At 65.2% G+C, this 11896-nt stretch carries 10 protein-coding genes and 1 tRNA gene; 9 read left to right on the top strand and 2 right to left on the bottom strand.

From position 1 onward, the window contains the following. Window positions 1–2 precede the first annotated feature (2 nt). Window positions 3–1133 carry an AAA family ATPase gene (locus tag AU175_RS04750; RefSeq protein WP_066286272.1) on the bottom strand — a complete coding sequence of 377 codons (1131 nt, stop codon included), beginning with the start codon at window positions 1131–1133 and terminating at the stop codon, window positions 3–5. A 163-nt stretch (window positions 1134–1296) separates the two neighbouring features. Here AU175_RS04750 and AU175_RS04745 point away from each other — a divergent pair, with 163 nt between their 5' ends. The 5 genes from AU175_RS04745 to AU175_RS04725 all read left to right on the top strand — a co-directional run bounded on the left by AU175_RS04745 (window position 1297) and on the right by AU175_RS04725 (window position 7505). Further along, on the top strand, window positions 1297–2202 hold the full coding sequence (locus tag AU175_RS04745) for a TatD family hydrolase (protein ID WP_066286270.1): 906 nt from the start codon (window positions 1297–1299) through the stop codon (window positions 2200–2202). A gap of 282 nt (window positions 2203–2484) precedes the next feature. Continuing rightward, complete coding sequence (locus AU175_RS04740; RefSeq protein WP_066286268.1) at window positions 2485–3642, top strand: resuscitation-promoting factor; 1158 nt, start codon at window positions 2485–2487, stop codon at window positions 3640–3642. A gap of 167 nt (window positions 3643–3809) precedes the next feature. Then, the gene (rsmA, locus tag AU175_RS04735) at window positions 3810–4682 is read left to right on the top strand and encodes a 16S rRNA (adenine(1518)-N(6)/adenine(1519)-N(6))-dimethyltransferase RsmA (RefSeq protein ID WP_066286265.1); all 873 of its coding nucleotides are present in this window, start codon (window positions 3810–3812) and stop codon (window positions 4680–4682) included. Beyond that, entirely contained in the window at window positions 4679–5641 is a 963-nt protein-coding gene (locus AU175_RS04730) for a 4-(cytidine 5'-diphospho)-2-C-methyl-D-erythritol kinase (RefSeq protein ID WP_066286263.1), read from the top strand. Before rsmA ends, AU175_RS04730 begins: the two co-directional genes overlap by 4 nt. A gap of 37 nt (window positions 5642–5678) precedes the next feature. Beyond that, a complete protein-coding gene (locus AU175_RS04725; protein WP_066286261.1) occupies window positions 5679–7505 on the top strand; it encodes an ABC-F family ATP-binding cassette domain-containing protein in 1827 nt (608 codons plus the stop codon). A gap of 63 nt (window positions 7506–7568) precedes the next feature. On the opposite strand, the gene AU175_RS04720 is transcribed toward AU175_RS04725, so the two are convergent. After that, window positions 7569–8195, bottom strand: a complete 627-nt coding sequence (locus AU175_RS04720) for a TetR/AcrR family transcriptional regulator (RefSeq protein ID WP_066286260.1) — start codon at window positions 8193–8195, stop codon at window positions 7569–7571. 124 nt (window positions 8196–8319) lie between these two features. On the opposite strand from AU175_RS04720, the gene AU175_RS04715 reads away from it, so the two are divergent. From AU175_RS04715 to AU175_RS04700, 4 genes are all read left to right on the top strand, one after another. After that, window positions 8320–8391, top strand: a tRNA-Gln gene (locus AU175_RS04715). Window positions 8392–8514: 123 nt separating this feature from the next. Next, entirely contained in the window at window positions 8515–9999 is a 1485-nt protein-coding gene (glmU, locus tag AU175_RS04710; protein ID WP_066286259.1) for a bifunctional UDP-N-acetylglucosamine diphosphorylase/glucosamine-1-phosphate N-acetyltransferase GlmU, read from the top strand. Further along, window positions 9996–10976: a ribose-phosphate diphosphokinase gene (locus tag AU175_RS04705; protein ID WP_066286255.1), complete on the top strand. Its 981-nt coding sequence runs from the start codon at window positions 9996–9998 to the stop codon at window positions 10974–10976. Before glmU ends, AU175_RS04705 begins: the two co-directional genes overlap by 4 nt. Before the next feature lie 247 nt (window positions 10977–11223). After that, on the top strand, window positions 11224–11823 hold the full coding sequence (locus AU175_RS04700; protein ID WP_066286253.1) for a 50S ribosomal protein L25/general stress protein Ctc: 600 nt from the start codon (window positions 11224–11226) through the stop codon (window positions 11821–11823). Window positions 11824–11896: the final 73 nt, after the last annotated feature.

The raw sequence follows: 11896 nt of genomic DNA, 5'->3' as shown, positions 1-11896 counted from the left end.
GCCTAGTGGTTCCTGCGGAACCCGGAGCCCGGTGCCGTCCGGGCATCCGGTTTCGCCGCGGTCCGTGCCGGCGCGCCGGCGAGATCCTGGCTGACGGGCAGCCTGTTCAGGATGCCGCGGATAACGCTGTGCGGGGTTTCCCCGGCGCTGGCGGCCTTGCGGTCCAGGATGATCCGGTGGGCCAGTACGGATTCAGCAACGTTCACCACGTCATCGGGAAGCACAAAATCACGTCCGTCCAGTGCCGCTGTGGCCTTGCCGGCCCGGAGCAGCTGCAGCATCGAGCGCGGACTGGCTCCCAGCCGGAGCAGGGGACTGTCACGTGTGGCCCTGCCCACGGACACGGTGTATTCCTTGACCGCCTGCGACACGTAGACCTGCTGGACGGCGGCGATCATTGCCGCAACGTCCGCGGCGGTGACCACGGCGGACACCTTGGACAGCGGCGACGTCGCCTGATGGGTCTCCAGCATCTCGATCTCGGAGGCCTTGTCCGGATAGCCCATGAAGATGCGGGCCATAAAACGGTCCCGCTGGGCTTCCGGCAGGGGATAGGTGCCCTCCATCTCGATCGGATTTTGCGTGGCAACCACCATGAACGGCTCGTCGAGTTTGTAGGAGTGCCCGTCCACGGTGACCTGGTGCTCCTCCATGCATTCCAGAAGGGCGGATTGCGTTTTCGCGGAGGCCCGGTTGATTTCGTCACCGATCACAATGTTGGCGAATACCGCGCCCGGGCGGAACTCGAACAGCCGGGAGGACTGGTTGTAGATGGACACTCCGGTGACGTCGGACGGCAACAGGTCAGGGGTGAACTGGATCCTGCTGACAGTGCAGTCGATAGTCCGTGCGAGGGTCTTGGCGAGCAGGGTTTTGCCAACGCCCGGCACGTCCTCAAGCAGGAGGTGGCCCTGGGCCAGCAGGACGGTCAGGGCCAGTTTCGCGGCCTCCGACTTTCCATCGATGACCGTATTGATCTCCTTCAGGATGCGCTGGCTTGCAGAGTGGAAGGCGGCAGCGTCCATCGCCTGGACCTTGTGGCCGTTCAGCTGCGTGACCGGTTCCGCAATCCCTGCGAAGTTCCGGCTGGCGGTTTCGATCTCATTGACGGCCGTGCGTCGGTGGGAGTCCATCGGCAACCTTTCAGCCCGGTTTCGACTGGGACGGGACAGCAAGCCTGCCTTCGCCCCTCGGTGGGCGTTCGCATCTGTTGGTAACAGACTACTAACAGAACTGCCGTGCCTGACAGAGAGTTCCGGTAAATCGCGGTGCTTCGGCCGCAGCTAGGGTAGGGGGATGCGCAATTCCCTGGTTCCCGCCGCTTACCGTGCCCCCGGATCGGACGCTTCAGCCCCGGCAGGGGCGGCGGGTGGGCGGGGCTTTCCCCCGGCGCCGGAGCCGCTGCCACTGCCCGTGATGGATAACCACACGCACCTTGACTTTCCCGACGGCGCCGCGCCGGTGGGGATCACCGCTGCCCTTGACGCTGCCCAGGCGGTGGGAGTCCAGGGTGCGGTCCAGGTGGGCTGCGACCTCGAATCCTCCCGCTTCACCGTCCAGGCGGTGGATCTGGACAGCCGGCTGTTGGGGGCCGTGGCACTTCACCCGAATGATGCACCGGATTACGCCGCCCGCGGCGAGCTGGAGGACGCGCTGGCCGAAATTGAACGGCTCGCCGCCCATCCCCGCATTCGGGCCATCGGCGAGACCGGGCTGGACTTCTTCCGCACCGAAGGGGAAGGGCTGGTGCACCAGCGCTACTCGTTCAGGCGGCATATCGACATTGCCAAGAGGCTGGACCTGACCCTCCAGATCCACGACCGCGATGCCCACGACGACGTTGTGCAGGTCCTGCGTGAGGAAGGGGCTCCCGAGCGCGTAGTCTTCCACTGCTTTTCGGGGGATGAGGAGCTCGCCCGCCTCTGCAACGAGGAAGGCTGGAGCATGTCATTCGCAGGGACTCTGACCTTCAAGAACGCCCACAACCTTCGGGCGGCGCTCGCGGTGGCGGACCCCGGGCTGGTGCTGGTGGAAACAGACGCGCCCTTCCTCACCCCGCACCCGCACCGTGGCCGGGCGAATGCCAGCTACACGGTGCCGTACACCGTCCGGGCCATGGCGGAATTGACAGGCACTGACCTTGCCCGTCTCTGCCACCAGATCAGCGAAAACACGGTGCGGGCATACGGGTCCTGGGACTGAGCTACCTCCGGCCGCGAGCCTCGGACACATACGTCGTATGCAAAATTCTTGGCCACTTTATAACGCTACGGTTACAGTGGGAAACTATTAGCCGGGGTCGGGGAAGGCCTTCGGATAATTTCACTTCATCCGCTGCAGGATCATGAACGGCTTTGATGCCGCATGCCTGCCGCTTGGAGTATGGCGGCGCAATGATGCCCGGAGCTGACCTCAGGGGTTCTGCGCCGGGTGTTTTACTGCGTTTTTCCCCGTGCCCGGACGGTCCTAAAGTTACGGGCAATCGTGGTCAAGCTTTTCACATCTGACGGCAAGTTCAGTTTCGTCAAGGTTGGTACCCAGCTGGTGGTGCTGTGTGCACTCGTTGTTGGGCTCGTAGCCTTCGTCGGAAATAACAAAACAATCACGCTCAATGTGGACGGCAAGGTGAGTTCGGTCCAGACCTTCGGCGGCACAGTAGGCCAGGTTGTCAAAAGCGCAAAGCTGGACCTGAAGCCGGCGGACCGGGTGTCGCCCTCCGTCGATGAGACCGTGAAAAACGGCACCGTTATCAACGTGAATATGGCCAAGGCCGTGAAAGTCAGCCTCGACGGCACTGAACGGACCGTGAGCACCACCGCCCCGGACGTCGCCGGGCTCGTGACCGAGCTGGGTGTAGCCAGTTCGTCGTCCGTTTCCGTCCCGAAGGACGCAGCGTTGGCGGTGGACGGATCGTTCGTTTCCATTTCGACCCCCAAGACCGTCAGCATCGTCGCCGACGGACAAGTCACAGCGGCAACCACAACGGCGTCCACCGTGCAGGCTGTCCTGGACGATGCCGGCGTAAGCCTTGGCGTCAACGACCGGACGTCACAGCCCGGCAACGCTCCCGTCGTCAACAACATGGTGGTCAAGGTTTCCCGGGTGGACACCGGCCAAACGGCGGCCACCACCGAAGACGTCCAGTTCGAGACGATGACCTCCGAAAGCGCGGACCTGTTCAAGGGCGAGAAGAAGGTGACCCAGGCCGGCGCCGTCGGAAAGGTTGAGCGGACCTTCAAGCTGGTGCTGGTTGACGGCCGTGAGGCTTCCCGCACGCTGGTTTCCGAGACGGTTTCCGTCCAGCCCGTGACGGAGCAGGTCACCATTGGCACGAAGGCGAAGCCCGCAGCAACCGCCACGGCCGGTGCCAACACCGGTGCCGCTGCCCCGGCCATGATGAACGAGGCCATGTGGGACAAGATCGCCCAGTGCGAATCCACTGGCAACTGGTCAATCAACAGCGGCAACGGCTACTACGGCGGCCTCCAGTTCGACATCCAGACGTGGATCGGCGCGGGCGGCGGGGCCTACGCCCCCAACGCCAGCCTTGCCACCAAGGCCCAGCAGATCGACATCGCCAACCGCGTGTACGCACAGCGTGGCCTGCAGCCCTGGGGCTGCGGCTGGGCAGCCACCAGCTAGTGGGCTTCGCTCTGGCCGGATCCAGGATCCGCCCCTGCGGCAGCTGACCACAGCCGTGCAGAGCATGACCAACAAAGCCCAAGGCAATGGCCGGACCCGGATTCCCGGGCCCGGCCATTGCCGTTGACGCCACCTGGCGTGCGTGGCGTCCGGGATAGGATACCTAGGTGACTGAACCGAGCCCCGCCGCGCCCGCACCCCTCTTCGGTGCCTCCGACATACGCCGGCTGGCGGAAGAGATCGGAATCCGGCCCACGAAGACGCTTGGGCAAAACTTCGTCATTGACGGCAATACCATCCGCAGGATCGTCTCCGTCGCCAGCATTGGTGCTGAAGAGACTGTCCTCGAGGTCGGGCCCGGGCTTGGCTCGCTGACCCTGGGACTGCTGGACGCTGCAAAGTCAGTGGTCGCCGTCGAGATCGATCCGGTCCTGGCCGCGAAGCTGCCGCATACGGTCAGCGAGTGGCGGTCCGAGGCGGCTGATGATTTCCACCTGGTCCAGGCTGACGCGATGAAGGTGACCTCGCTGCCGGTGGAACCAACCGCCCTCGTCGCCAACCTTCCCTATAACGTGGCCGTACCAGTGGTCCTCCACCTGCTGCAGCACTTCCCGAGCCTCCAACACGGCCTGGTGATGGTGCAGGACGAGGTTGCGGACAGGCTCGCCGCGGGACCCGGATCGAAGACGTATGGCGTGCCGTCGGTCAAGGCGGCGTGGTACAGCAGCATGCGGAAAGCCGGGGTGATTGGCATGAACGTGTTCTGGCCCGCACCCAAGATCCACTCAGGGCTCGTGGCGTTCACCCGGAGGGAGCCGCCCGTCACCACGGCCACCCGCGAACAGGTCTTCGCCGTGATTGACGCTGCGTTTGCGCAGCGCCGCAAAACCCTGCGGGCGGCCCTCGCCGGCTGGGCAGGTGGCGCCGCAGAAGCCGAGCGCTGCCTGGTGGCAGCGGGCGTCGATCCTACAGCCCGGGGGGAAGTCATCGACATCGCAGCGTTCGCCCGGATTGCCGAAGCCCGTGAGGCCAACGCGTGAATGCGCTGGCGGGAAGGTTCCCCGCGCGGACCGTCCGGGTGAAGGCCCCGGGGAAGGTCAACGTTTCCCTGGACGTCGGGCCGCTCCGGCAGGACGGCTATCATTCGGTTGCCAGCGTGTACCTGGCCGTCTCGCTCTATGAAGAGGTCTCGGCCACCAGCACGGTATCCCCGGGTATCACCGTGAGCATCAGTCCGGACAGCACCCTTGACCTGGACGACGTGGACATTCCTCTGGATGAGAACAACCTCGCCTACAAAGCCGCTGCCATTATGGCGGACGTCTCCGAACACGCCACCGGGGTCCACCTCGAGATCACCAAGCGGGTGCCCGTGGCCGGCGGCATGGGCGGTGGCTCGGCGGACGCCGCTGCGACGCTGCTGGCATGCGACGCGCTGTGGAACAGCGGACTGTCGCGGGAAGAACTGGCGCACCTTGCGGGGGAGTTGGGTGCCGATGTTCCGTTTTCCCTGCTTGGCGGGACGGCTGTGGGGTTGGGCCTGGGGGACGAGTTGTCGCCTGCGCTGGCCAAGGCGCAGACAGACTGGGTCCTGGTGGCAGCCGATTACGGGCTGTCCACCCCGGAGGTATACCGCACCCTGGACAGGCTGCGTGAAGCCGAAGGCGTGGTCGCAGCCGAACCGGAGGCAGTGGACCCCAAAATCCTGCAGGCCCTGCGGAGCGGTGACGCGGACGCTTTGAGCCGGGTCCTGGTCAACGACCTGCAGCGTGCCTCGATTGAACTGGCTCCGGACCTCCGCGTGACACTGGGGATGGGCGAATCACTCGGCGCTATCGCGGGCATCGTTTCCGGCTCCGGTCCCACAGTGGCGCTGCTGGCGCACAGCCCGTCGGCAGCGGAAAGCCTCGCCGAGGATCTGCTGCACCGTGGGATGACGGCCTGGGCAGTCCACGGGCCCGTGCCCGGGGCCCGGATCATCTCCGATACCCTCCTTTAAGAGCCCCCTTCGTATTCAGCAGTAGAAAGCAGTCCTCTTGGCACACCTTCTTGGCGGCGAGAACCTTACGGTTTCGTACGCGACGCGCACCGTCCTGGACGGCATCACCCTCGGACTGGAGGAGGGTGACCGGATCGGCATGGTGGGCCGGAACGGCGACGGTAAATCCACGCTGATGCGCCTGCTGGCCATGCGCTCCACCCCGGATTCGGGCCGGGTGACCAAGCGCAGCGAGGTCAACATCGGATACCTGGATCAAAGTGACGTGCTCGACGGCGACCTCACCGTCGGAGCGGCGATCGTCGGCGACCAGGCCGACTATGAATGGGCCCGCAATCCGCAGATCCGCGAAGTCATGGGCGGACTGGTGTCCGACGTCGACTGGCACGCCAACGTCCACGCCCTCTCCGGCGGGCAGAAACGGCGCGTGGCGCTGGCGAAGCTGCTGATCGAGGATCATGACGTCATCATGCTGGACGAGCCCACGAACCACCTCGACGTCGAAGGCGTCGCGTGGCTGTCCCGACACCTGAAGACCCGCTGGCGGGCCAACCAGGGTGCCTTCCTCGTGGTCACACACGACCGCTGGTTCCTCGACGAAGTCTGCACCAAGACCTGGGAAATCCACGACGGGATCATGGACCCGTTCGACGGCGGCTACGCGGCCTACGTCCTGGCCCGCGCCGAGCGTGACCGCTCGGCCACCGTGATGGAAAGCAAGCGCCAGCAGCTGGTGAAGAAGGAACTGGCGTGGTTGCGCCGCGGCGCCCCGGCCCGCACAGCCAAGCCCAAATTCCGGATCGAGGCCGCCAACGCCCTGATCGCCGACGTCCCGGAGCCGCGCGACTCGACGGCACTGAGCAAGATGGCCACGGCACGCCTCGGCAAGGACGTCCTGGACCTTGAAAACGTTTCGCTGGACTTCATCGGCGGCGACGAAGGACAGAAGCTCTTTGACAACATCACGCTGCGGCTGGCACCGGGTGAGCGGCTGGGCCTGGTGGGCGTCAACGGCGCCGGCAAGACCACGCTGCTCAAGCTCCTCAACGGCCAGATCGAGCCCACTTCCGGCAAGCTGAAGCGGGGCAAGACTGTGGTCACCGCGGTGCTGACTCAGGAGGTCAAAGAACTCGACGATGTCTCGGACCTGCGCGTCATCGAAGTGATCGAGCGCGAGAAGCGGTCCTTCAATGTGGGCGGCAAAGAGTTCACGGCGGGCCAGCTCGTGGAGCAGCTTGGCTTCACGAACGAGAAGCAGTGGACCCCGGTGAAGGATCTTTCCGGCGGTGAGCGCCGGCGTCTCCAGCTGCTGCGCCTGTTGGTGGGGGAGCCGAACGTGCTGATGCTCGACGAACCCACCAACGACCTCGACACCGACACCCTCGCCGCCGTCGAGGACGTCCTGGACGGCTGGCCGGGCACGCTCGTGGTTGTAAGCCACGACCGCTACTTGCTGGAGCGCGTGACGGACCACCAGATGGCCCTGCTGGGCGACGGCAAGATCCGCGCCCTGCCGCGCGGCGTGGACCAGTACCTGGAGCTCCGCGAATCAGCCCTGGCTGGTTCCACCATCACCGGTGGCGGCAACCCCGTCACCGGTCCCAGCGGCAGCTCCGCGCCCGCAGCATCCGGCGCCTCCGAAGCCGAAAAGCGCGACGCCCGTAAGGCCAAGAACCGGATCGAACGCCAGCTGGGCAAGCTCGAGCAGCAGGAAAAGAAAATCCACGACCAGATGGTCAAAAGCACAGCCGAAAACGACTTCGATGCCCTGGCCGAGCAAAACAAAAAGCTCAAGGACCTCGCCGGCGATCGCGAAGCGTTAGAACTCGAATGGCTGGAGGCCCTGGAAGTCCTCGGCGAGTAGGTATATCGGCGCGAACGTACACTTGTGGCCCCGGTTCCTGGGGCCTCAAGTGTACGTTCGCGCTCAGTCCTCGCTCGCCAGCTCCGGGTCTTTCTTCAGGCCGGTCAGGCCGTTCCACGCCAGGTTGACCAGGTGTGCTGCCACGGTGTGCTTGTCCGGGCGGCGGCTGTCCTGCCACCACTGGCCGGTCATGGCCACCATGCCCACGAGCATCTGTGCGTACATGGCGCCGTCCTCGGCGCTGAAGCCGCGGCGGTCAAACTCGTCGGACAGGATGTGTTCCACCCGGGCGGTCACGTGGGACAGCAGGGTGGAAAAGGCGCCTTCCGGCTGCGACGGCGGGGCGTCCCGCATCAGGATCCGGAAGCCGTCGGTGCGGTCCTCGATGTAGGTCAGCAGGGCGAGGGCGGCCCGTTCCACCAGGATGCGCGGCTTGGCTTCTTCGGTCAGGGCGGAGTTGATGGCGTCAAGCAGGATGCGGAACTCGAAGTCCACCACCTGCGTGTACAGGCCCTCCTTGGAACCGAAGTGCTCGTAGATGACAGGCTTGGAGACCCCGGCGCAGGCGGCAATCTCCTCAATGGTGGTTCCATCAAGCCCGCGGATGGCGAAGAGCCCGCGTCCCACCTCGATCAGCTGGCTGCGCCGCTGCAGGCCTGTCATCCGGATCCGGGGAGGGTCGTTGCTCACATTTCCATCATGCCTTACCGCCGGGAAGCCCCTGGATGGAGGCGGATTCGGGCCCATGTCGCATCGAGCCCCGAACCCATGGCAAAATAAATACTTGTGCCCGGGCCTCGTGCCGGCGGCATGGTCCGCTCTGGTGTAATGGCAGCACCCCGGCCTTTGGAGCCGTGGAGTATAGGTTCGAATCCTATGGGCGGAACTGCTGTGCGATGACCGTCCAGTAGGATGAACTCGGTGTCGCACCGGCCGCTGGCCCGGCCGGCGCCGCGCCCAGCGCACCGCGCACCCAAGCACAGCGCAAACAAGCAAGGAGAGCCCGTACGTGATCCTCGAGACTACCGGCCCAGCCGCCGTCATCGTTCTGGCAGCAGGCGCCGGTACCCGGATGAAATCCCGTACCCCCAAGATCCTCCACGAAATCGGCGGCCGCTCCATGGTGGGGCACGCGCTGCTGGCCGCCCGCAGCATCAACCCCCGGCAGCTGGCCCTTGTGGTCCGCCATGAGCGTGACCTCGTGGCCAAGCACCTCGTTGACCTGGACCCGGACGCCGTCATCGTCGACCAGGACGACATTCCGGGCACCGGCCGCGCCGTTGAAGTTGCGCTCTCGGCCCTCGACGCACACGAAGAGCTGGCTGGAACGGTCGTTGTCACCTATGGCGACGTTCCACTGCTGACTGGCGGACTGCTGGCCGAACTGGTAGCAACCCATGAGCGTGAAGCCAACGCAGTGACCGTCCTGACGGCTGTCCTTGACGACGCGACCGGATACGGCCGGATCCTCCGCGGGGACGACGGAACGGTCACCGGCATCCGCGAGCACAAAGACGCCACAGAAACTGAGCGGCTCATCCGTGAGGTCAACTCGGGAATTTACGCTTTCGACGCCGCCGTCCTGCGCGACGCGCTTGTCCACGTCACTACCGACAACTCCCAGGGCGAAAAATACCTCACGGACGTCCTGGGGCTGGCCAGGGAGGCAGGCGGCCGGGTTGCCGCCGTCGTCACCGAGGACCGCTGGCAGGTGGAGGGCGCCAACGACCGCGTCCAGCTGTCGGCCCTCGGCGCGGAACTGAACCGCCGGACAGTTGAGGCGTGGATGCGGGCCGGTGTCACCGTGGTTGATCCTTCCACCACGTGGGTCGATTCCACCGTCACACTGGATGAGGACGTCCGGATCCTGCCCAACACCCAGCTGCACGGCACCACCACGGTGGCGCGGGACGCCGTCGTTGGTCCGGACACCACATTGACCGACGTCAGCATCGGTGCGGGGGCAAAGGTGACCCGGACGCACGGTTCGGGTGCGGTTATCGGCGCGGACGCCGCCGTCGGGCCTTTCACGTACCTCCGTCCCGGCACTGTCCTGGGCGAGACCGGCAAGATCGGCGCCTTCTACGAAACCAAGAACGTCACGATCGGCCGCGGCTCCAAACTGTCCCACCTGGGTTATGCCGGCGACGCCGAAATCGGCGAGGACACCAACATCGGGTGCGGCAACATCACCGCCAACTACGACGGCGAGAAAAAGCACCGCACCGTCATCGGGTCAGGCGTCCGCACAGGTTCAAATACGGTGTTTGTCGCCCCTGTCACCGTGGGCGACGGGGCCTACAGCGGCGCCGGCGCCGTGATCCGCAAGGACGTTCCGGCGGGTGCCCTGGCAGTGACGCTCGCCGCGCAGCGGAACTCCGAAGGCTGGGTTCTGGCGAACCGGCCCGGCACGCGCTCCGCTGAGCTTGCCCAGGCGGCCACCGAAGATTCCTCAAGTACCCAGGCACCTACAGAAGAGGGCAAGCAACAATGACCGAAATTACGGCGCGCGGCGAGAAGAAGCTGGTGCTTGCCGCAGGGCGGGCACACCCCGAGCTTGCCCGGGAGATCGCCAAGGAACTGGGAACCGAGCTGCTGCCCATCGACGCTTACGACTTCGCCAACGGGGAAATTTACGTGCGTGCCGGCGAGAGCGTCCGCGGCACCGATGCCTTCGTTATCCAGGCACACCCTGCACCGCTCAACAACCACCTGATGGAGCAGCTGATCATGATTGATTCGCTGAAGCGGGCATCCGCCAAGCGCATCACCGTGGTTTCGCCTTTCTACCCCTACTCCCGCCAGGACAAGAAGGGCCGCGGCCGCGAGCCGATCTCGGCCCGCCTGGTTGCCGACATGTACAAGACCGCCGGTGCCGACCGCATCATGAGCGTTGACCTGCACACGTCGCAGATCCAGGGGTTCTTCGACGGCCCCGTGGACCACCTCATGGCCATCCCGCTGCTGGCCGACTACATCCGCACACGGGTCGCAGCGGACAACATCACGGTGGTCTCCCCGGACACAGGCCGCGTCCGGGTGGCCGAGCAGTGGGCAGAGCGCCTGGGCGGCGCCCCGCTGGCGTTTGTCCATAAGAGCCGCGACCTGACCGTTCCGAACCAGGCCGTGTCCAAGACCGTCGTGGGCCAGATCGAAGGCCGCACCTGTGTCCTGATCGACGACATGATCGACACAGGCGGAACCATTTCCGGTGCCGTCCAGGTGCTCAAGAATGCCGGTGCCAAAGATGTCATTATCGCGGCCACCCACGCCGTCTTCTCCGACCCCGCGGCCCGCCGGCTGTCCGAGTCGGGCGCCCGTGAAGTGGTTGTCACCGATACGCTGCCCATTCCCCCCAACAAGCGCTTCCCGCAGCTGACCGTGCTGTCCATCGCGCCCCTGATTGGACGCGCCATCCGCGAAGTGTTCGACGACGGATCCGTCACCAGCCTGTTCGACGGCAACGCCTGACACTCAGACGCCCCCCGCGTGGGGCCCGTTTTCAGTAAGTGGGCCCTGCGCTGGTAAGCTGATCCACGAAACCTTGGCGAGGGAGAGCATCTGGTAGCCGTATCCACGGAAACCGGACTGCAGGTCTCCGTTATCGACTGGGTCTGAACCTCCCTTCTTGAAGGGCAGCCTGCGGGCCGCCCGGCGTTGAAGGTCGCAACAGACCTCCGCCCTTGCTGAACACCGTTTAGTCTTCAAGGAGAAATACATGTCTGAGCAGAAGCTCGCAGCAGAAGTCCGCACCGAATTCGGCAAGGGCTTCGCCCGCCGCGCCCGCATGGCCGGCCAGATCCCGGCCGTCATCTACGGCCACGGCGCAGAGCCGATCCACATCACCCTGCCGGCCAAGGCCACCACCCTGGCTGTCCGCACCGCCAACGCCCTGCTGTCCCTGGACATCAACGGCGAAGGCCACCTGGCACTCGTCAAGGATGTCCAGCGCGACCCCATCAAGCAGATCATCGAGCACATCGACCTGCTGACCGTCCGCAAGGGCGAAAAGGTCACCGTTGACATCCCTGTGCACGTTGTTGGCGAGCTTGCTCCGGGCAACGTCTACAACCAGGAACTCACCGTCATCTCCCTCGAAGCTGAGGCAACCCACCTGCCCACCGCCGTCGAGGTGAGCATCGAAGGCCGCAGCGCCGGCGAGCACATCCACGCTTCCGACCTGGTCCTCCCGAAGGGCGCCGTCCTGCTGGCCGACGCTGACGCGCTGGTTGTCAACATCTCCGAGGCCACCGAGGTCACTGACGAAGAGGCATCCGAAGGCGCCGCTGAGGCGTCCTCCGAAGCAGCAGCCGAGTAATTTCGGACCACACCTGCAGTGGCCGGATCCCCACAGGGATCCGGCCACTGCCGTTTTCCCACCTTAGGATTGA

The sequence above is a fragment of the Arthrobacter sp. B6 genome, from assembly GCF_001663775.1.
Taxonomy (GTDB): Bacteria; Actinomycetota; Actinomycetes; order Actinomycetales; family Micrococcaceae; genus Arthrobacter.
Note: the sequence above shows the minus strand (reverse complement) of the source record. Positions and strands in the feature narration are given on the sequence as shown.